Here is a 21,951-nt window from a genome sequence, read left to right on the forward strand (position 1 = left end):
TGCGATCTTCACGATCTTGTTATAATGAGGAATTATTCGTTAATAATTTGAGAAATAAGAGATTTGATATTCTCGGGGTATTTTGGGATTACTTTGGATTATTTGGGTTTTTTTTACATTTGAATGAATGCATAGCTTTGTCTGTTCGACAGGATCTGGCGCTGGTCGTGAGAGGTTGCTCAAGTCAGTATTCGAGTAAGCATTCGCAGTGATATGTGTTTTGCCGTGCCGTGGTCTGAATATGAAAAAACGGCGCCATCTCTCTCGATGGCGCCGTAAAACTGCTTATTCTGCACAAAGGACAGGACGCCGCTTTTGTTCAGACATCCAGCAGGCGGTGTCTGAATGGATAATCGGGGCGTGTCATAAGGCGGAAATCATGGCTTATTCCGTAGGGCGAGCCAACTCATACAGAGCAACAGCTGCCGCGTTGGAGACGTTGAGGCTTTCCATATTCCCAGGCATGTAAACACTCGAAATCTCATCGCATGTTTCGCGTGTCAGTCGGCGTAGTCCTGCGCCTTCCGCTCCGAGAACCAAGGCAACCCGCCGCTTTCCAAAGCTTGTGCCATCCAGGCGGGTGCCGCCAGCGTCCAGGCCCACAACCCAGACGTCCTGAGATTGAAGTGTGGCGAGCGCGCGTGACAGATTGACTTCGCGAATGATGGGAACAAGATCTAGCGCGCCTGAGGCGGCCTTGGCCATGGCGCCGCTCTCCTGCGGCGTGTTGCGATCCTGGACCAGGAGGGCGCATGCGCCGAACGCAGCGGCAGAGCGCAGGATTGCGCCAATATTGCGGGGATCTGTAACCTGATCCAGCACAAGGATCGGGCCTGGTCGCTCAAGGGCATCATGGATGGTTGGGGGATCGAGGGGCTCTACGCGCAGGCAGACACCCTGATGCACGGCGTCTCTTTCGCAAAGGCGATCCAGCCGTTCACGCTCAACAGTTTGCGGCTGAGCGCGGAAAGACTGACTGAATGTTGTGCTTGCTTCCCGCGTGGCAAGAAACTCAAGAATAACACGGTCTGGATTGTTTAAAGCAGCTTCCACGGCGTGATGGCCGTAAATCCAGTAGCCTGAAGCTGGTTTTCCTGAACGTGAGGCGCGTTCGGCATTGCCGGGGCGCTGTGGGCCTTTGTCCGTATGGCGGGACAGGGCAGCGGAGCGGGGGGAAGGTCGTCTGGACATGAAAAAATCATATAATCGACGATAGGCAATTGACATAGCCGTCTATCCGCCATATTCCAACCCCCGACCCGGAGAGGTGCCCGAGTGGCTAAAGGGGGCGGACTGTAAATCCGCTGGCGTACGCCTACGTTGGTTCGAATCCAACTCTCTCCACCAGGTCCCTTCCATCTAACTGATTATTTTGACTGTCTTTTCCCTAATGGGTCAGTCTGTGCTCATTGTAGCACAGGGCTGTAGCACCGATGGGCATTGGCAGCTTTGTCTATCGTCGCGGCGATACCTATTCGTTCAGGTGTCGCGTGCCAGCGCATTTACGTACGAAGACCACAGCAATCCATAAAAACAGAGTGGTGCCGCTACAGAAAGCGCAGCTACATCAAGCACATATGCCGCATCGCAACCTATTGCGATCAAGGTCACTCTGTCTTTCTGAATTCCTTCAAGTGCCCCGCCGCAAGGGACAGGTCTTTCGTCAACGCATTCCAGCCTTAAAATCAATGTGAGAAAATTTGTTTCTATTCAAATTTAATGTAAAGAATTTCTATATTATCTCTATTCATACGTGAGATAATAATATTTCGTTTTAACTCGCGATGACATTTTCTTACCTCCTGTAACTCAACCAGAGTGCAGGAAAGCAGTTTTCATGTTCAGGAAGGATTCATATCGCTGGCGTCTTCTATGTGGCCCGATACTTGGGGCCTGCTGCACATCGTTGATTTCCTTTTCCGCCGATGCGCGCGAGGGAAATGATACAGATCATGACATCAGTGCTTCGTCTGAAAATGTTATTGTAACGGGCACTCGCACGGCGGTTAAAGCTTCTAGAAGCATGGCGCCCATCGCCATTTTTACGGCCAATGATCTGAGAAAAACCGGGCAGACCAGCCTTCGAAATGCCCTCACAGCGCTTGACCCGTCTATTAATAATACACCTGGATATCCCGGTCAGCTTGGTTTCACGACGAAAACCATGTCCTTGCGAGGGCTGCCTGCTAACGAGACGCTAGTCCTCGTCAATGGCAAGCGTCGGCATATCATGTCCTCCGTATTTTATGGAGGAGCCATGCAAGGGCAGTCACCTGTCGATCTGGATCTGATTCCCTTTTCCGCAGTGGATCACGTCGAAATTCTCAAGGACGGTGCTGCTGCTCAATATGGGTCGGATGCCATCGCGGGCGTGATCAACATTATCCTCAAATCTGCCAATCATGGAGGAAGTGCTGAGTTAGGGTACAATCAGTATGGTTGGACCGTAGGTTCTTTGGGAGACTACGGGCGTGGGGGTAGCCTGAATTATAATCAGGGGTTCAAGATCGGAAATCATGGCTTCCTGAACATTACGGCAGAGTTTGTGGGCAACCAGGCAACGAATAATGCTGGATCTGTTCCCAGAACCCAAGGCGGAAAACCTGTTCTTCTGTATCCGCTTTTGGCAAACGGCCAGCAGGATCCGCGAGAAAACGGCGATCGCTATCGCCAGATTTCAGGACAACCTGAATCACAACGACAGAGCGCTGCCTATAACATGGAGGTTCCACTCTCGGATGCAGCAATGTTCTATTCTTATGGAACGTACAGCCATCGCACGATTTTTGCATCTGCCTGGTATCGACCTTCCAATTCCCAGCAGAACATCATGAGTGTCTATCCGAATGGTTACCTGCCAACTGATACAACGGAAGATCATGATTTTCAGATGACCAATGGCGTCCGTGGTCGAGATTTTTTCGGGTGGCAGTGGGATGCAAGCGTCAATTACGGGCGAAATTTCAGCAGTATCGGTATTCAGAATACACTGAACAATTCCCTTGGACCCACCAGCCAGCACGCGTTTCATCTCCAATCACTGGATAATTCGGAACTGACCGCAGATTTCGATCTCAAGCGTAGCTTTCGCACCGGTATATTTTCCAGCCCGCTTCAGGTCGCTGGAGGAATTGAATATCGCTACAACGAATACAGCGTGTCGGCTGGTGAGCCTGCGTCCTACGCTGACGGAGGATACGTCTTTCCTGCAAGCTATGTTTTCCCGAATGCCAGCCCAGCATTGCCGGGAGCCTCAGGGTTGGGTTTTACGTCACCTTCACAGGCGGGAACCCATTCCCGCATGAACGGGGCATTTTACCTAGATTTAACCCAAAAATTGACGAAAAATCTGACGGTTAATCTTTCCGGCCGTGACGAGCAGTATAGCGATTTTGGGAACACGCTTAGCGGTAAAGCCTCGGTTCGGTATCAGATAACGCCTTGGTTAGCCCTGAGAGGGTCCGCTAGTAACGGATTTCATGCGCCAACACTCCAGCAGGAATACTTCCAGAGTACTGCCCTTTATTACTCCGTTCTGCCAAGCACTAATCAGCTTGTCCAGTCTTACACGACTTATGCCTCAGTGAATAATCCGGGAGCCCGTGCATTGGGCGCCACGCCTTTGAAGCCTGAGACATCCCATAATTTTAACGTTGGCTTTGTACTGACGCCTCTGAAAAACCTGGATGTCTCGCTGGATGCCTATCGGATTGACATTTTTAATCAGATCGTACCAATTTCTGTCGCAGGTTCAGGCGTTGCTGGGGCGCGCGTTCTGGAGATTCTGCATGCCGCAGGTGTCGTCCCCAATGATGGCCGTTACTACGGCTATACTTACGAACGAAACGCCGCGCATACGCGAGCGACAGGTCTCGATCTTCAGGCTCATTATCTGACGCGCTTCGGCCGTGCGGGCTCTGTAACATGGAGCCTGATGATGAACCAGCAGCAGCATCAGATCATTCGGGTCAATCCACTTAACGTCAATCTAGGGTCTGGTATTACGGCCCTGTTCCGCAGTCAGATCGGAAATATCACAACGCTTTATCCGCGCAATACCATTCGCCTGAATGCGACATGGAATATTCAGCGCTGGTCCACCACGCTCCGGCTTTCGCGGTACTCTGCAACCAAGCTGCTGAGTGATCGAGGGGCGGCTTATGATGAAACCGTTGCTCCGGCATGGCTGGTGGATTTCGATCTGACCTATCGCTTCCCCAACCGTATTAAAGTGTCTGTTGGCGGCAATAACGTTTTCAATCATCGCCCGCAGACCCTGAGTGCAACAGCTCAGAGTGCTGCGTCTCTTCTTCAGGTGAACCCGAACTACAGTTCCGCCGCCATCTACGGGGCGGAGGGAGGATATTACTATGGCAAAGTTGCCTGGAGCTGGTGAATTCATGATCCTGACACGTCGACGCAGCCTTATGCTCGGGCTGACAGGCCTTTCCCTTGCTGCGGTCAACCAGCATGGCATTTTGGGGGCTTACGCCGCAGAACCTTTGAGGATAGGGGATCAGAAAGGAGGGGCACGCTCTCTTCTGAAAGCCGCAGGGATAGGGGATAACGCTTCGTCACCCCTTCAGTGGAGTCTGTTTGCCGGGGCTCCGATGCTGATACAGGCGTTGACGGCGAAAGCTATTGACGCCGGGGTGATTGGGGACGCGCCGCTGGTCTTTGCCCAGAGTGGGTCTGACGAAATCAGGGCTATCGCCGGTGTGCAAACGGATGGAACGACAACGGCTGTCGTCGTGCAGCCAGACAGTACCGTCCGATCTGTCGCGGATCTGAAAGGAAAGCGTATTGCGACCCTGAAGGGACAGACCGGACATTATCTTGTTCTGGCGGCACTGAAAGCGGCAGGGCTTCAAGCGACCGATGTTCGGTTTGTTTTCATTCCACCTGTAGCGGCAAAACTGGCCTTACAAACGGGCGCCGTAGATGCTTGGGCAACATGGGGGCCATACATTTCGGACGCCAAGGTCTCCAACGGAGCGCGGGAAATTGTGAATGGCGGTCAGCTGATGAGCGGTCTGAGCTACGTCGTTGCCACTCGTGAAGCGCTGAAAAAGAACCCGGCCGGCCTGGTGAATTATGTGCAGCAACTCAAGGCCGGGCATCAGTGGATGCAAACCCATACAGACGATTATGCCAAGGTGTGGGCAGAAGAAGTCGGCCTATCCCTTCCTGTAGCGAAGGATGTCGTACGCACGATGCGAGGGACGATTATTCCCCTGACGCCAGACATCGTTGTCAAGCAACAGCAGGTTTCTGACTTTATGACTGAAACGGGAATGATCTCTGGAAAACTGAATGCACAGGCCGTCATGGATGGCAGTTTCACGTTCTGACAAAAGGGTTGCAGATGTCTTATTCACCAGGGCGCAGCTTCGCACTTGGAGCATATTTGACCGGTTCCGCAACGAATGGGGATGCCTGGCGGGCACCGGGTGAAGATGTGGACGCAGATATCAGTTTTGAACGGTATCGCTCATACGTGGATCTGCTGGAGCAGGGCCGCTTTGACAGTATCTTTCTGTACGACAACGTGCTGCCAATCCCTGACCCCTCAGTGATCGCTGACACGCCTACGCTGGCTCGGTGGGACACTTTTACGCTTTTGTCTGCGCTGGCTATCACATCGCGGCATATCGGCCTGATCGGTACGGCCAGCACAACATTCAATGAGCCATATAATGTGGCCCGGCGTATCGCCTCGCTGGATCGGTTGAGTAATGGACGTGCTGGCTGGAATGTCGTGACTGCGACGGGTGGAGGCGAAAACTTCAATCTGCCACGACATGTCGATCATCAGGAGCGTTACGAGCGTGCGCATGAGTTCGTGGATGTCGTGACTGGGCTCTGGAAGAGCGTAGAACCTGATGCAATCTTGCGAGACAAAGAAAGCGGTCGATGGCTCGATCCGGCCAAGATTCATCCCCTTAATCACAAAGGGCGCTTTTACAGTGTTGCGGGTCCGCTGAATTCACCGCCTCCGGTCCAGAGCCGTCCCGTTTTGGCGCAGGCAGGTGCGTCCGGGGCAGGAAAGGAACTGGCGGCGCGCATTGGTGAAGTCATTTACACGGCAGAATATGATCCTGCTGCTGGACAGGATTACAGGACAGATGTTCTGGATCGGGCAAGACGCTATGGCCGAACAGACACGCATTTGCGGATCCTTCCGGGGGTAGCGCCTTTCGTGGGGCGAACGGAAGATGAAGCGCGTGGGAAATTCGCAACCTATTTAAGTTACCTGAACCGAGCGGAAGTTCTGCGCAGTTTTTCCGCTTATGCCAGCTTGGGGATTGATCTGTCTCAGTGGCCAGACGGACAACCCATCCGACTAAAAGACGTGGAGGAGACCAATAGCCACAAGAGCCGACAATCTCTTATTGTGGACTGGATCAGGCGTGAAGCTCCGACGACAAAGGATGTCCTTAAAACCTTCACCAAAGGTGGCCATCGTATTCTTGTGGGGACCCCTCAGTCCATTGTGGATGATATGGAGGGCTGGTACCGGACGGGAGCGTCGGATGGCTTCAATATCATGTTCACGTCTGCTCCGGATGGTATTCGGGATTTTGTGATATTGGTTGTTCCCGAACTGCAAAAACGTGGGCTTCTGCGTCGGGAATATGCTGGCCGTACGTTGCGTGAGAATTTGGGGTTGCCGCTTCTTTGAAGTTACAAAATGCCGGATTCATTGTTTTATAGCGTGCCTTTAGAGCCTGAATCTCACTGTCGTAAGTCTGGACAATGGACTGGAACAGGTCCTGCTGGACAGGATGGAGGTTCGAGGTGGAGAGAGCTTCCTGAAACGTCTCAACCACAGCGTTGAGCGAGGATGTTTCTTCCGGGTGAGACATGGCCAGACTGATGCACTCGAAAAGCTGAGAGGTCAGTCCATACATGGCACAGGCACGGGTTCTGGCAAGATTTCTGTTGAGGGTCTCCAGCGAGTGCCAGATTTCCCGTTTTCCCAGAGCGGGCCGAAAACGAACGGGAATCCCGCGTCTGAAATGGAAACCGGATTGCAGACGAATCAGCACAACAGGGCTCGTTTTGTAGAAGCCCTTTGTAGAAGAATGGGGACTCCGGGTTACCGAAAACCATAAAACCCGTTTATTTTCAATAACTTATATGTGGTGCGAGCTGCGGGACTCGAACCTGCTCCCTAACATTTTTGGGATGTTGGGAGGCTCTTAATTTCAGCAGAAAACTGCGGATATGACGCTCTTCTCAGTAAATATTATGGAGAACAAGTTTGGAGAAAAACTGAGGCCCGTCAAGGGTTCTGTTGTGATGGTCATACTGGCGTAAAGGGAGGCGCGTCTCATTCTGAAATCATTCCGGGGAGCTGCGGGGCGCTTCGGGTTTGTGTGCGGGATAATCCGTCAGGTCGGGTGATGGATAGATTGCGCTTCTATCAATCATATTTTGTAGTTAAAGTGATTGATAGAAGGTTGAGGTATCGATCATGCGTTGGAATTGGCAGCGTCCGGACTGGCCGCAGTTTCAGTTTGAGAAAAGCCATTTGCGTGAGGCTGAAGCGCAGTTCCTGAAAGGCTCGGGCGTTGTCGTGGGCGCAATGCAACATCTGGACAAAGATGCCAATCAGCAGCTCATTGTTCAGCTGATCTCACAGGAAATGGTCGAGAGTTCTGCCATTGAAGGTGAGGTTCTTGATCGGGCGAGTGTGCAATCTTCGATTGCTCGACAGTTGGGCTTTGCTCCAGACAAGTGGCGCTCCACGCCAGCGGAGGCTGGGGCTGCGGAATTGATGGTCGATCTCTATCGACATTATGCGGCTCCTTTAACCGACCAAATCCTGTTCGACTGGCATGCCATGCTGATGAATGGTCGCCGTGATCTGGACGTCATCGGTGGATATCGGATGCATGCAGAAGCCATGCAGATTATCTCAGGCCCTCTCCATGCTCCACATATTCATTTTGAAGCGCCGCCGTCGAAAAATGTGCCGTCTGAGATGGCGCGGTTTATTGAGTGGTTTAACAGAACGGCCCCAACCGGAGCGGAGCCTCTCCTTGCTATCGAACGGGCGGCGGTTGCCCATTTGTGGTTTGAGACCATCCATCCTTTCGAAGATGGCAATGGACGTATCGGACGGGCTCTTGCTGAGAAAGCATTAGCGCAAAGCCTTGAGGCCCCGACGCTTACGGCACTGGCTGCAACCATCAATGCACACAAGAAAGCCTATTATCTCGAATTGCATCGTGCCAGCGAAACCAATCACATTGATGCGTGGATGGGGTGGTTTGGAAATGTCGTTCTGGAAGCCCAGTCTCGGACACTTCAGAATATTCGTTTTTTAATTGAGAAAACGCGTTTTCTGGATCGCCTCCGTGACAAGCTGAACACTCGTCAGGAAAAGGCTCTGCTTCGGATGCTGGCAGAAGGGCCTGACGGCTTCCAAGGCGGTCTGAGTGCTCAAAACTATCGTTCGATCACAGGCGCCACATCTGCCACGGCGACACGTGATCTGGCCGATCTGGTGTTTCTCGGGGCCCTTAATCGGACGGGAGAAAACCGCTATGCACGATATTCTCTTTGTCTCGGGTAAACAGGGTGTTTGCCGTTCCGCCGCAGGAAAATAGTGGAGGTCATCGCATTTATGGACGCTGACAATCTGACAGGGCTTATCGGATATCTGAAGCAGGATCAGTGGAAATCCTGCTTTGAAGAGGTGTTGGGTGAGCATCTGGGACCGGCTTTAGAGGCGGCGGATATCAGCTTCGAAGATCTGGGAGATATCCTGGGGCAAGGTGCGGCGATGTCACTCTGGGGCTGTGCCTTCGAAGATTTCTTGGGACAGGACTGGGATAACGAAAATTTCGTTGAGGTTTATCTGAAACGACGGGGCTGGAAAGAAGGTCCACGCAAAAGCGCTTATATGCGGGGCCTCAAAGAGGCCGTCATGAGCCTGTATGAGGTTTCGCAGATCGTGCCGGGTCAAAGCATGATGGTGCGTGACCTGTTGCGGGGTGGTGATCCCGTTCTGGTGCATGAACGCTCAGCCACACAGTCCCTGAAACCCTGGGGACGCATCGCGGCACGTCTTGTTCCCGAAGACGGTAAAATGGTTTTGGCAGGGAGTCTGTTGGCATATTCTCAGCAGGCTTGCGAAGATCTGGCTGAGAATTTGCGCGATGTTCTCAAACGTAAGCGAGGTCAGGCTGAGTTTCCAAAGATCAAAACAGAGGTGCTCCGTGATCTGGCTCCGGTCTTCACGCTGACCTGGCTCTTTAGAACCATGGAAAACATGGTGAGCGCCTCCGAGCCACCTGTCTTGTTTAACAGCGATGGCGAAGACCTGGTCTTTCATGACGTGTGTTTTCCTCTCAGTAAGGGAAGCACTCAGAAGAACATTGCCGAGGTTTTGAAGACGATACCCTGTTTGCAGCATGCGGGGCGCATGATCTGGAATTGGACGCGTCAGGCTGGTGACCATGTTCCTGAGGCCCATTCTAAGGCAGGAGACAGCAAAGCTCAGTTTTTGAGTACGACGTTGGATGATGGTGGTCTTGTTCTGGGGACGCTGGAACTGAAAGGCCGTCAGCTGAGATTGCAGGTCAACTCAGAAACGCGGGCTGAGCAAGGCACGGCTTTACTCCGCAACGCCTTGGGAAGTCTGATTGGATCTCCTCTGACACAGATTATGACCGCCGAGCAGGCTATAGAAGAGCAGCGGACCTCTGGCCGGGGGGACGTGCTTGAAGACGAGATCCCGCTCGAAGAAGAGGCGGAAGTTTTGGCTGCTGTTCTGGAGCAGCATTATCGCCGTGTTCTGGATGAGGTTGTTCCGGGGCTTGGGCATGTCACGCCGAGGCAGGCTGTTAAAACAGCGGCGGGGAAGAAGAAAGTCGCGGCTTGGTTGAAGCAGATTGAAGCCACGACAGCAGGTCTAGGGCGTGAGGGGGCAGGGGCCTCTTTCAGCTTTGACTGGATGTGGGAAGAGCTGGGTATCAAGGGGCTGCGGAAGTGACGGGGAGCGCTGCTCAAAAACGCAACCAGTCGGACCAAAGATGTGTTTTAGGCAGCCGCTCTATGAGAGACACACGCCTCGTTTTAGGTGGGATAGTCGCGGCGTTGTTGTGCATGCCCATACCCAGTCATGCCGCTTCGTCTCGCTGTGATCCTGTTACCTATGGTGCACGGCATGATGGCCGCACCAATGACGGCCCGGCTATTCAACGTGCCATTACAGCCTGTAGCGAGGCAGGTGGTGGCGTGGTGTCGTTGACGTCAGGAACATGGTTGAGCGGACCTTTATCTCTCAAAAACCATGTCACGCTGAATCTGGAGAAGGGAAGTACCCTTCTGGGGAGTTCGGACACTCATCTTTTCCACTGGGCCTTTCTGGGGAAACCAGCGCAGTCTGGTGAAGCCCTTGTTTCTGCGATTGATGTTCAGGACGTGGCGATAACCGGTCAGGGCCATATTGATGGGAATGGCGCTGCTGTCTGGTGGCCTCAAGCCGTGCAGGCACATAAGACGCAGACCTCAGGCCCTTTACCTTACGGGCCAGACTATCCGGGAGTGCCTGCTGCGAATGGTCTGCCACGTCCCTGGTTGATTGAGTTTTCGCATGTGCAGCATGGACGGATCTCAGGCGTTACGGCGACCAATTCTCCGATGTGGACGGTCGTTGTCAGGGAGTCCAGCCAGATCAGGATCGATCATCTCACGATCCGCAACCCGGCCTCGTCTCGGAATACCGATGGTATTGATCTTGTTTCCTCGGATCATGTCACGATGAGCACTCTCGATATTGCGACAGGAGATGACAACATCGCCATCAAGTCCGGTTTGATGCAGCCGGGTCGGGCTGCGAGCGATATTAGCATTACACAGTCTCGCTTTGGCGAAGGGCACGGTCTGTCTATTGGTAGCGAACTGGCCAATGGGGCTCATCATATTAGAATTTCTGACGTCTCGTTTCGGAACACGCTGTCTGGACTGCGAATTAAGTCTGGGCGGGATCGTGGCGGAGATATTGGCTGGATTAGCGCGGAGCATCTGACGATGGATCATGTCCGGGTTCCGCTGTCGATCAGTGATTATTATGCAGGGCAGCCCGGGGGAACGCAGCAGACTGCGTTAATGGCCGATCCCGCTGCTCCGGTAACGTCAACGACCCCGCATATTCATGATGTCACTATTACAGATTTGACGGCGACAAATGCGGAGACGGCTGGCGTTGTGTTGGGTTTGCCCGAGGCGCCGATTGAGGAGCTCACTTTGGGAAATATTCGACTGTCGGCCCGGAAAGGCCTTCAGCTTAGTTATGTTAGCGGAAGTGCTTCTGGAAGCACGTTCACAGTCCAGACGCCTCCAGTTCTTCAGTGTGGATCTGGTGTGCACATGGAGGGATCAGACCTGCGCTGCCCGGATGAGAGAAGAGCTCATGAATGAGTTTTTACTTGTCATGATTGAGCGGCTTTAGATTCAGAAAAAACACAGCAGACAGGCGGCAATCGCCTACATGTCTGACACACATACGGTTAGGAGAATTTCCCAAAAGCCGCCATAAATCATCGGGTGCTCTGCCGGCAAAGGCTGATAGTGGTGCTTGCGCACCATTCTACCTAGTCGATGTTCAAAGCTCATCAGCCATGGCGTACGTAGGCTGGAGGGCTGCGGCCGATAGTAATGATCACTACGTTTACGCTATATCCCTATAGCTTACTTAACGTGCCTGGGATTTCTGTTATAGCCGACGATCAGGTCGATCGCGTAAAACGTGATGAACTCCCGTTCCCATCATGCAGACGCAATCTTTAATTGGATGAAATCGAAGATCGGGCGGAATGGTTCGAAATATTGTACATCAAGACCCGGAACCACTTGCTGAGCAAATGGCACCTTGTCACCCGTGAACTTTACCGGTCGCGCCAATTCGGTCAGATCAGGCGCAAAGTAGTCTTCGAGCCCAGGAACTCCATAAAACAGCGACTCAATCGCAAACCGAGCCTGAGCGCCGAAGACTTGACCATCTGGCCGGATGACCTGATTTCGCAAGGCATGAGTTGCTGCGACAGGAACAAGCATGGCGTAGCTTTGACAGTTCGCACGTTGCCTTGTCAGACAACGGGCCACGTCGGCTTCAATCTCATTCCCCAGTTGGACCCAGTCACTGTAGGCTCCGTCGAAATCGAACAAGGCAAAGAACTTCCGTCCCGGATGCCCGTCATACAACGTCTGACGCTTCATGAGATTGCGCAGGAATGAGCAGTCGAAGGCCTGAACTATCTCAAACGGGCAGCTCATATCGGCGTAAAGCTTGCGCCATGCTGTTTCGAGGATGGCCACATCCGAAATGCCTTCAGTAAACAATACCGGCCCGGTTGTGTTGGTGAGCACGAAATCAATGCTTAGCCGTGCCTCCATCTCGGAAAACGTGATCAACCCTGCCGACAGCGAGTGGACGATGGTGGATTTGTCCGGTTTGTCTGTGGTCACACCCGCAGCACTTGACGAAAACAGGTGGATACGATTGTCGCATGGCGCGGCCACAGTTGATGCGCTGTGGCTGCTCAGTAGGATATGATTGGTCTGTGCCGCCTCGGCAGAAATGGCGCTGACCTGATCCAGGAAATTGAACTGCCATTCAGGGTGCAGGAATGCATCCGGCTCATCCAGCAGGGTCAGGCAATTCCGCTGTTTGAACAGTTCTGACACTGCAAAGACATAGACGGATTGGAACTGGCCATCACTAAAATGGTTCAGTTCCGAAATTTCCAGACCGTCCAGCGCGATGCGGATGCCGATGTCATCCAGCATCCCGACAATACGCAGAGCATCGAACGACCGAAAGATCGTCTCGGACGTAAGGTCGCCATATTTCTCTCGAAAAGTGTCCAGATTGCATTCCAGAACATAGCGATCCTTTTCCCGATCGTAGAGTGTGCCGGGTGTAAAGTCACTTTCCAGGCAGGTAACCAGTTGATCGAGGAAGGACCGGACAACGCCGGTTGCACCCCAGAAGAGTTGCTTATTCTCGAACGGGTCAAAATCCCCAGTTCCAGCGAATTCGGGACGTTTGAGCATGATCCGGACGATACGGCTGTTGCTGAGGATACCGAGCTTTTGGCACAGATAGCGCCTCGCCAAATTATCTTCCGGCAATAGTATCAACACCACGATCAACAGCTTCTTGCAGGCCGGACCGATGCCGACAAAGCGGGAGATCATGGTCGCATCCGCTCGACGAAGGCGGCGGCGATATCGGTCCTCATACCGCGCAACCAGCGCGGCGACGTTACCGTTCTGACCCGAATAGTAGACCAACACATTGTCTGGCAGCGGCGTTGTTCCAATAGTCCGGCGCCCAGCATCATCGTTGATGCTCAGCAGGCCATCCCGCCATTCGATACGGGTTTCTGTCCCGGAGATCTCGAAACTGATCGCATAGTCAAACCCCGGCCCGACTGCATCAGGATCAAAACCGAAGACGTGGTCGAAAATCTCGATCATGGCTTCGAGGAAGTTTGACTTACCCGACCCATTTTTGCCGACGAAGATGTCGATGAAACCATCGCCATCGAACGCAATCGAGAAATTTCGGAGATTTTTATATTGACTGATCCAGACCGAGCGGAGACGCATCAGGAGGCGACCGGCTGAGTGATGGCGTCGGCGAGGTCGCACTGAGTTTGGGCGGCATCGACGAGGCGGGCTTTGAGCGCGTCGCAGAGCGCCATCAGAGCACTGACCTTAGCGACGATGCGTCGTTGTTCAGCGAGAATTGGGAGTGACACCACAACCTCGCGCAGTTTTGCTTGCGAGATGTTGACCTGGCTGGCAGCCATGCCTGATTTTGCTCTTTCGATTTGAGCTGCCGCAGGGCCGACTGACAGAATCAGGGCAAGAAAAGCTCCGTCTAATTGGTCTGAAGCGGCTCTGAACCGGACTATCTTGTCTGAGATCATAAGACGCGGGCGGGTCGCGCCCACATAACAGCAAATGCCAACGCGGTTGGTTGGCCCCGCCCGCGTAATGAGAATGTCCCCCACCCTACATTCTGCAGCAGGACGAGGTATTAGGTTGTCTGGTAGTTCCTTGTTCTGTTCTGGTTGATAATCTAGGTTTTGAATGGCCGTTGTTTTCAACACGCCCCATACCTCGGCTGTGCGAACAGGAAACGGGTGGCAAGCTGGGCTCCATCCAGAGTCCATACGACTAACAACGGTCCCCAATTTGCATTCATTCCAAGGGGTGGCGTTTGTCGGCGTCACCAACTTCCCTCGGACGGCCAATTCCAGAATTGTCTGCTTGAGGGCTTCGATGCTGGCTTCGGTGGTAAAGAGAGTGTCAAAATGGGCTTCCAGCCGTGCCCAGTTGGTGGCTACGTCGGTGCTGGTGGTCAGGGTGGTTAGCAGAGCTTCAACAAGCGTCTGATGCGCGGTTATTGCCGATGCGCTCTCCGTTTCCAACGCATCGCACAGCGCCATGAGTTCATCGACCTTGGCGACGATGCGCCGCTGTTCGGCAATGGGGGGCAGAGGGAACGGAAGTGCGGCAACCATCTTCCCGGACACCTCCTTGAAGGTTGTGCCGGGCGCATTGTCGTTGATAGTCTTGGCAAAAGACTTCATCGCAGTAGCAATAAAGGGCGAGCATTCGGCAATATACGGGACGATGGACTTGAAGCCCTGATTTGTCGAAATAGGGTTGGCTGCAATTACGACGTAGCCGATTGGCGCACGGCTCGTGAACAATACGGACCCGGTAGGCATGACCGTCGCGGACGAGGCTTTAAGTCCGGCCTCAGTAAGGTCTCGTTCGCCGTGGAAGATAAACCGCCCCTTGTACCCCCCAAGATCAGCCGGAGTCAGCCACGGGACGCCTTGCCCGCCATCGACAAAGTTGCCTGCGTTTCCGGCGGGCGGCGTCCCACCCCCGACAATCGCGCCGACCTCGTCCAGCCGGATCCATTGCCAAGTATCAGGAATCGAAAACGGGGGCTTTAGGTTATGGTCATTATCTAGCCTACGGGGCTTCCGTATTTCGCCAGAAAGAACGCGCTGCGCTTTTGCCTTTCTGATTCGTTTCAACAGATCAGCGGCAGGTTCTTCGTTTGAGTCTTGGGAAACCAGCTTGCCGCGCACAGCAAGATCAAGGATCAGCGCCCGAAGGCTATCAATTCCATAGAGGTTGATACGCTTCCCGCCGCCACGCCCTGTGCCAGATTTGCGCTCAACTGACGTCGTCCAAATGTCCAGATTATCGCTAACCAGCGATGCAATATCGACTGTCATGCGTCACCTGCAAGCGCATCGGACAGGATGGCTTTCAACTGATCGCGTAGAGACTGGATGCTCGCCTGTTGCGCCGCGTAGCGCTCCAGAAGCTCATCAGGGTCGTGGCTTTCCCCGTTGGTAACATGCGGGTTTTTCAAGTCGAGATTATAGCCGCGTGCGGCCACGTCCTTCGCGCTGATCTTCCACGCCTGTTCGGTTTCGCGCCGATGCTTGAACCCATCGGCCTCTTTGCCCCACCATTCGCGTTCGGTCTGAAACTCCTCGAACTGCATGGGCCGGGTTTTGTTATAGCTGGTGACGCCTGGCGGATAAGGATGCTCGTAGAACCACGTCTGCTTGGTCGGGGTGCCCTTGGTGAAGAAAAGGATATTGGTCTTAATGCCGGTGTAGGGATTGAACACGCCATTGGGCAGACGAACGATGGTATGCAGATTGCATTCTTCGATCAGGCTTTGCTTGAGCGTGGTCTTGACGCCTTCGCCAAAGAGAAAGCCATCGGGTAGCACCACTGCGGCACGGCCACCGTTCTTCAACAGCTTGATAATCAGCGCCATGAACAAATCAGCGGTTTCGCGGGTACGGAGGTTGGACGGGAAATTCCCTTCAATGCCGTCTTGCTCCATGCCGCCAAACGGAGGGTTGGTGGCGATAACGGGCACGCGGTCGCGCTCGCCATAATCGCGGTAGGGCTTTTCGAGCGTGTTGCCGTGGACGATGCCTGATGGGGTGTCGATGCCGTGCAGGATCATGTTGGTGACGCACAGCATATGCGGCAGAGCCTTTTTTTCGACGCCTCGGATGGTCGATTGCAGCAGCGTCTCATCATCTGGCGACTTCACGAACTGCCGCTTGTAGTCGATGGCGCAAGCGAGAAAGCCACCTGTGCCACAGGCGGGATCTAGCACCACTTCGTCCAACTTCGGCGCCAGCCGGTCGATGATGAACTTGGTAACAGCACGGGGGGTGTAGAACTCGCCCGCGTTGCCCGCGCTCTGAAGGTCTTTTAGAATCTGCTCATAGATCGCGCCGAAGGTATGGCGGTCATGGGTGCTGTTAAAGTCGATCTCGTTGATTTTGTTGATGACCTGCCGCATCAACGTGCCGGATTTCATGTAGTTGTAGGTATCCTCGAACACGTCGCGTATGATCTGCGCGCGCTTGCCCACATTGCCGATCGTGGGGAGCTGGGTCTTGAGGGTAACGAACAGCTCTTCTACGAATTTGACCAGAGCGTCACCGGTGATCCCTTCGCGGTCCTGCGCCCAGTTGCGCCAGCGAAAGCGCTCGGGGATGGGCGAGGTGAAGCCGTCCTCAGTCAGCTCAAGCTCTTCCTCCCGGTCATCATAGATTTTGAGGAAGATCATCCAGACCATCTGGCTGATGCGCTGCGCGTCGCCATCGACGCCAACGTCCTTGCGCATGATGTCCTGAATTGATTTTACTGCGCCGGAAACATTGCTCATTCGTTGGATGCCTGTTCGTAAATCTGGTGTTCTAGTTCGCTGAGCGCCGCGTCATATCCGGCCTTGCCGCCGAACGCACCCTTGATGATTTCTAGCGGAGTGCCGATGCCATGAAACGGTTGGAGGCGCAGTACCTTGGTGTCCTCAATGGCGGCAATACCTTCATCCGCATATTTGTCGAGCAACGCCTGCAGAACTGCACGTGCCGTGTCGCCATACTTGGTGAAGTAGTTACGCTTTTTGACCTGTTCCGCTCGTTCGCGCCGGGTCAATGGTGGCTGATCGTAGGCAATGTGGGCCAGTAGATCGAAGTCGCCAATGTCGCGCCCTACCGCTTCCTGAAGGTTGGCAAGGACGACCCCGTGTTTCTCCAGCTCATCAATGATCGCCTGTTTGCGGTCAGCTTCGTTCCACCGCCGGATGAAATCATCCAGTGAGCTAAACTCGGACATGATCGCAGTGCGCGCATAATCCCGATAGCTTTCGGTGATCAGCTTTCCGTCGCTGCCGACATATTCGATGCGCTCGGCAATGATGCGAGCGGTGACACCGGACACGACAATCTTGGTTGTGCCGCTGCCGGTATCGTCATCCACATTATCATCGTCGTCGTCCGGCTCTTCGGGGTCAGGTGGAACAGGATCATCATCGTCGTCAGGTTCGTAGATGACGACCGGCGCACCGTCGAAGGCGTCATCGCGGAACAGCTCAGTCGCCTTCTTGAAGTCCATGATGGTGAAAAAGAACTTGTTGTTGTCCTCATCGATCCGCGTTCCGCGCCCGATGATCTGCTTGAAGATTGTCATGGATTTGATCGTTTGATCCAGCACGATCAGCTTGCAGGTTTTTGCATCGACGCCTGTAGTTAATAGCTGCGATGTGGTGACGATAACCGGAAATGGTTGCTCTGGATCAATGAAGTTATCGAGCTGGGCTTTGCCCTCGACGCTATCGCCTGTGATCCGCATGACATAACGGGGGTTGTCGCGCGCGATCTTGCCAGCCGCATTAACGATGGCTTTCCGCATCCGTTCGGCGTGGTCGATGTCCTCGCAAAAAATGATAGTTTTCGCCATCGGATCGGTGGCGTTGAGGTATTGCATCACCCGTGTCGCAACAAGCTTGGTTCGCTGATTAAGTACAAGGATGCGATCCATATCGGCGCGGTTGTATTCGCGCTGCTCCACGGGATTGCCAAGGTCATCGACCATGCCAGCGGGAGGGATCCAGCCTAGCACATCCTTGTCGATGTCGATACGGATGACTTTATACGGGGCTAGGAAGCCATCCTCGATTCCTTGTTTGAGAGTGTAAGTGTAAACAGGGTCTCCAAAATAGGTGATGTTAGACTCATATTCGGTTTCTTTCGGCGTGGCAGTCATACCCACCTGAATTGCACCGCTGAAATAATCGAGAATTTCACGCCACGCGCTGTCCTCGGAAACGCTGCCCCGGTGGCATTCGTCGATCACGATAAGGTCGAAAAAATCACGGGATACCGACTTGAAGGTCTTTTCGGTTTCCCCAGGGCCAGTCAGCGCCTGATACAGTCCCAAGTGAATCTCATAAGCAGGGTCGATCTTGCGGTTCCGCACCTTGGTCATGGCTTCGCCGAACGGCTTGAAGTCGTTCACCAAGGTCTGATCCACTAGGATATTGCGGTCCGCGAGGAAAAGAATTCGCTTTGCTTGCTTGGCCTTCCAAAGGCGCCAGATGATCTGAAACGTAGTGTAGGTTTTGCCTGTGCCCGTCGCCATGACCAACAACACGCGGCGCTGTCCTTTAGCGATTGCCTCAATGGTGCGGTTGATGGCTTCGACTTGGTAGTAGCGCGGTTCTTTGCCCGAACTGTCGAGATAGTAAGGCTGTTCAACTAATGGTTTTTCGTCAGGCTCAACGCCGTGAAACAAGCAATAGCGAGCGTAAAGCGATTCCGCGTCTGGGAAGTCGTTCATGCCGAACGATGTTTCTATATCCTCACCATCGGCGGCGGCACGGTTATGTTGCGCGAAGCCATCGCCATTGGAGCTGAAAGCGCTCGGCAGGTCGAGAATTTCGGAGTAGCCTAGCGCCTGCTGCAATCCATCGCTGACACCATGCTTGTTGTCCTTCGCTTCGACGATGGCGAGCGGTAATCCCGGCTGCCATGACAGAACATAATCGGCAAACTTCTTCTTCTTTTTATTTCGCGATGAAAGGTTGCCGCGCACAATGATGGGGCCAGGAGTCAACGTGACTTCTCGCCGAACTTGCGTGAATTGATCCCAGCCCGCTTGCTTGATGGCAGGGGTTATGAACAAGTCGCAAATATCGCTTTCGCTCAACTTTTGCTTTTCGGCCTTGTCCATATTACCCCCTCAGCAAACCTCACTTTACCCCCCCAAAAACGCCGCTTTAATCCCGGACCGCGTCTCTCGAGGCCCTCTGACAATCGAGGCGTTTTAATCGCTCGTACTCTTCAACCGCAACTACCACCACGACGCCGCGCCCGTGCTTTTGGACCAGCACGGGAGCCGCGCGCGCGGTATCGATCATCAGCCCGAATCCGTTCTTCGCTTCCCGCGCCGACATGATTTTCATGGCTGTTTCCCGCATGCCCCTTTGTTACGCATTTTAAGGCGAAATGGCTCTTTTGGACAATAACAAACTGGGACGCGATGGCGAGCGGAGCTGCGATATATGAGGTCTCCGCGCTGGCCGCCGCGATCATGATCGACTTCGCTACACGTCGTCTATGTGAATGTCCGGTTTTACCGGTCGCCCGACACAAAGCAGACTTTCTGCTCTCCCCCCTTGTCTGACCAGTCATCAAGGTTCTGGATTGTGATGCCGGCCAATCGAGCGGGAGCTGTTTGGCGTGTGTGACACAGGTGCCGTCGCGTCCCTTTTGTTAAATGCAGCCATTGCGTCCAGAGACTGACGTAACTGCCCCTGCTGCTTCAGATCTCTGATGGTGTTTCGGACAGTGTCGGGAAGTGCCTTTGGGGAGCGCGCGACGTCAAGTAACGTAGCGATATGTGCCTCAGCCTGATCTTTTTCAGGCTGACGCTCGTCGTGCCATTTCTCAATAACACGTGCACGCTGCTGCTCCGCTTCCCGACAACGGTCTTTAATCCAATCACGTCGGGTTTTCTCGCTGAGTAAAGTCTGAAGCAGCTCTTGCCTGTTCTCCAGATACTGTTGGCGGCTCATTTCCTGTTCCATAGGAACCGGGATCTGAAGCGGCGCAGGTTTCCGGCTGCTTAGTCCGAGATGATAGAGGATAAATTCGACCACATAGCGCAGGATCTCAGCCAGCTGGGCTAAAGCCTGCTGGAGCTGCTTTTCAGCTTCCGAAATCTTCTTCTGCCTTGAAAAAACCCATTGCTGGGCCTCAAGATCATTCAGGTCTTTGCGTGCTTGAAGAACCGCGTGATTGGCGTGTTTGAGCCTTTTCCAGCCGTCTTGCATCATCAGGATTATGCAGTGTGTCTGAATGTCCAAAGGACTTTCCGGCCCATAGCGCTTTTCCAGTGGGTGCTTTGCATTCAGAACCGCCCGTGCGGCTTGCATTTCTCGTTTCCAATCTTTCAGATAGATCTGAAAGCCTTCGCTGAGTTTTTCCGTATCCAAAGGCGAGGCAATGGACGGGAGGTGCTTTTGTATGGCTTTCACTTCGGCCTGAGCACGCTCCGCAAGTCTCTGTTTTTGCTGTTCTGACAAGAGTGATGGTTCGGTCCAGAGCAGGTCTTGTTCCGTCTGATTGACGGAAATTCTCTGCTGACGCCGAAGATCGGAGCGTTTTAGCCGTCGTGCGACGGGACGTAAGTCAATCGCAGCATGGATTGTGGCCTCTTTCTCTAAAAGCTCCCGAAAGTCCTTCATCCTGACTTTTGTCAGTCGCGTGAAGGAACCGATCAGCATTCCGTCACGGGTTTCAATGATATGGGCATCCCGACGCCCGTCTGTGCGATCCCCTGATCTCATACGCCAGTTCTTGGTGGCTAACAGATTTCGAAAGGCTGTCAGGTCATTGTCTGAGGCTTGCCAGAAGCTCAGGATTTCTCGCCTGGCTGTCGGGAGGTCAAAATCTTGCCGCTCCGTTATCCTGCGAGCTTGTGATGTATAGGCTGCAACCGGGCGGGCTGCCCCATCTTGAGGGGCCAATGCCGCAATCCTGTCAGCAGCATCATGGTTGCCATCTGCCCTCAGCGCCTTAGCGATAGCGTGATCATGCCGTCCGGGAACGAGGGAGTGGCCTAATCGCAGCTCTTCAACTCGAGCGATTTTCTCAAGGCGTTGCCAAGAAAAACGACTGCTGAGAACATGGTCGTCTTGCCACTCTGGCAGGAGAAGATGGCCATGTGTGCGGCCGTCCTTCTGATGGATGACGAGAGTCATACGGTCAGGATCAGCGGATAGCTCTGCACAGATGCGTTTCGCAAAAGACGCCAGTTGTTCATCCGTTACGGACACTGCGGGATTGAAGGCAATATGTCGCAGGCCGTAGTGGATACCCTCGCGTCTCGCTTCTTTCATCCAGTCTTTGAGGAGGTAATCGCTCCCGGACAGAATGCGGATGGCTTCATTCTTTGCTCCCGCAAGAACATGCTTAGAGACAGCTTTATGGCCACTCGACGTCTTGATGCGTGTCTCTTGCACAATCATAGCGAGGCACCTGCATCGCTTTCAGTGCAAGACCGGGCCTGCTATCTGGGCCTCAGCTTGAGAGAAAAAGCGTCGACGCCGTGGCAGAGGTAAAGAGCGGAGCAAGCGGTCAGCTCGGTCTTTGGTTGTCTCGATAGCATCGAGAACATCACCGCAGCGAACAGCCTCTCCGCAATGAGTTGCATGGGCAAGCTGGTTCAGGTTGTTGCCAATACGGCTGAGCTCGAGGCGCAGGAGGCGAAGTTCAGGGCCAAGCTCTGACGTTTGCTGTCCAGTCATCGCATGCTCTTGCAGCAGCGACCGAACATAATGAGCCGTGGTCGCATGGCCATGCCGTTGGGCTGTTCTGGCCCACACCTCGAGTTCAGCCGGATGGGCTCTGATGGAGAGACGAGAAGAACGAGGGGGCGACGGCGCTGGTTGGGAAGGCGTGCAAGGCATGACGGCATCCTTTTGAGGGGGTCAACGGGGGAGGAACTCCCCCTTGCCAGCTGTCGAATGGTTACCCTTGGGTAGCCATTCGACACTGCTGGCTAAAGACAGAAGAACCTCTGAAGAAC

14 protein-coding genes, 1 tRNA gene and 1 pseudogene are annotated in these 21,951 nt (G+C 53.8%); 7 read left to right on the plus strand and 9 right to left on the minus strand.

Annotation, left to right across the window (positions count from 1 at the left end; genetic code table 11):
- Window positions 1–384: 384 nt before the first annotated feature.
- Window positions 385–1,191 (minus strand): 23S rRNA (guanosine(2251)-2'-O)-methyltransferase RlmB, encoded by an 807-nt coding sequence (gene rlmB / locus J4P41_RS09135; protein WP_426066865.1) that lies wholly within the window; start codon window positions 1,189–1,191, stop codon window positions 385–387.
- Window positions 1,192–1,261: 70 nt separating this feature from the next.
- Here rlmB and J4P41_RS09140 point away from each other — a divergent pair.
- The 4 genes from J4P41_RS09140 to J4P41_RS09155 all read left to right on the plus strand — a co-directional run bounded on the left by J4P41_RS09140 (window position 1,262) and on the right by J4P41_RS09155 (window position 6,682).
- Window positions 1,262–1,347 (plus strand) — tRNA-Tyr (locus J4P41_RS09140).
- A 490-nt stretch (window positions 1,348–1,837) separates the two neighbouring features.
- Window positions 1,838–4,396: a TonB-dependent receptor plug domain-containing protein gene (locus tag J4P41_RS09145; protein ID WP_426066866.1), complete on the plus strand. Its 2,559-nt coding sequence runs from the start codon at window positions 1,838–1,840 to the stop codon at window positions 4,394–4,396.
- Window positions 4,371–5,351 carry an ABC transporter substrate-binding protein gene (locus tag J4P41_RS09150; RefSeq protein ID WP_426066867.1) on the plus strand — a complete coding sequence of 327 codons (981 nt, stop codon included), beginning with the start codon at window positions 4,371–4,373 and terminating at the stop codon, window positions 5,349–5,351. The genes J4P41_RS09145 and J4P41_RS09150 overlap by 26 nt, the downstream gene beginning before the upstream one ends.
- 56 nt (window positions 5,352–5,407) lie before the next feature.
- On the plus strand, window positions 5,408–6,682 hold the full coding sequence (locus J4P41_RS09155) for an LLM class flavin-dependent oxidoreductase (RefSeq protein WP_426066868.1): 1,275 nt from the start codon (window positions 5,408–5,410) through the stop codon (window positions 6,680–6,682).
- 247 nt (window positions 6,683–6,929) lie between these two features.
- Here J4P41_RS09155 and J4P41_RS09160 read toward each other — a convergent pair.
- A pseudogene (locus J4P41_RS09160) lies at window positions 6,930–7,049 on the minus strand (DUF6538 domain-containing protein); the annotation flags it as partial.
- A gap of 428 nt (window positions 7,050–7,477) precedes the next feature.
- Here J4P41_RS09160 and J4P41_RS09165 point away from each other — a divergent pair.
- From J4P41_RS09165 to J4P41_RS09175, 3 genes are all read left to right on the plus strand, one after another.
- The gene (locus J4P41_RS09165) at window positions 7,478–8,581 is read left to right on the plus strand and encodes a Fic family protein (RefSeq protein ID WP_426066869.1); all 1,104 of its coding nucleotides are present in this window, start codon (window positions 7,478–7,480) and stop codon (window positions 8,579–8,581) included.
- 51 nt (window positions 8,582–8,632) lie between these two features.
- Window positions 8,633–10,003, plus strand: coding sequence for a hypothetical protein (locus J4P41_RS09170; protein ID WP_426066870.1), 1,371 nt, complete (start codon window positions 8,633–8,635; stop codon window positions 10,001–10,003).
- 113 nt (window positions 10,004–10,116) lie between these two features.
- Window positions 10,117–11,433: a glycoside hydrolase family 28 protein gene (locus J4P41_RS09175; protein ID WP_064274731.1), complete on the plus strand. Its 1,317-nt coding sequence runs from the start codon at window positions 10,117–10,119 to the stop codon at window positions 11,431–11,433.
- A gap of 348 nt (window positions 11,434–11,781) precedes the next feature.
- Here J4P41_RS09175 and J4P41_RS09180 read toward each other — a convergent pair whose 3' ends face one another.
- The 7 genes from J4P41_RS09180 to J4P41_RS09210 all read right to left on the minus strand — a co-directional run bounded on the left by J4P41_RS09180 (window position 11,782) and on the right by J4P41_RS09210 (window position 21,832).
- Window positions 11,782–13,626, minus strand: coding sequence for an AAA family ATPase (locus J4P41_RS09180; protein ID WP_426066871.1), 1,845 nt, complete (start codon window positions 13,624–13,626; stop codon window positions 11,782–11,784).
- On the minus strand, window positions 13,626–15,278 hold the full coding sequence (locus J4P41_RS09185) for a restriction endonuclease subunit S (protein WP_064274732.1): 1,653 nt from the start codon (window positions 15,276–15,278) through the stop codon (window positions 13,626–13,628). Before J4P41_RS09185 ends, J4P41_RS09180 begins: the two co-directional genes overlap by 1 nt.
- Window positions 15,275–16,744: a type I restriction-modification system subunit M gene (locus J4P41_RS09190; RefSeq protein ID WP_064274733.1), complete on the minus strand. Its 1,470-nt coding sequence runs from the start codon at window positions 16,742–16,744 to the stop codon at window positions 15,275–15,277. Before J4P41_RS09190 ends, J4P41_RS09185 begins: the two co-directional genes overlap by 4 nt.
- Window positions 16,741–19,092, minus strand: coding sequence for an EcoAI/FtnUII family type I restriction enzme subunit R (hsdR, locus tag J4P41_RS09195; protein ID WP_064274734.1), 2,352 nt, complete (start codon window positions 19,090–19,092; stop codon window positions 16,741–16,743). Before hsdR ends, J4P41_RS09190 begins: the two co-directional genes overlap by 4 nt.
- A gap of 46 nt (window positions 19,093–19,138) precedes the next feature.
- On the minus strand, window positions 19,139–19,324 hold the full coding sequence (locus tag J4P41_RS09200; protein WP_064274735.1) for a type II toxin-antitoxin system prevent-host-death family antitoxin: 186 nt from the start codon (window positions 19,322–19,324) through the stop codon (window positions 19,139–19,141).
- A 228-nt stretch (window positions 19,325–19,552) separates the two neighbouring features.
- On the minus strand, window positions 19,553–21,391 hold the full coding sequence (locus J4P41_RS09205; protein ID WP_064274736.1) for a hypothetical protein: 1,839 nt from the start codon (window positions 21,389–21,391) through the stop codon (window positions 19,553–19,555).
- Between the two features lie 21 nt (window positions 21,392–21,412).
- Complete coding sequence (locus tag J4P41_RS09210) at window positions 21,413–21,832, minus strand: plasmid mobilization protein (RefSeq protein WP_064274737.1); 420 nt, start codon at window positions 21,830–21,832, stop codon at window positions 21,413–21,415.
- Between the last annotated feature and the right edge of the window lie 119 nt (window positions 21,833–21,951).

Source organism: Gluconobacter sp. NFX36, assembly GCF_049887835.1.
Taxonomy (GTDB): domain Bacteria; phylum Pseudomonadota; class Alphaproteobacteria; order Acetobacterales; family Acetobacteraceae; genus Gluconobacter; species Gluconobacter japonicus_A.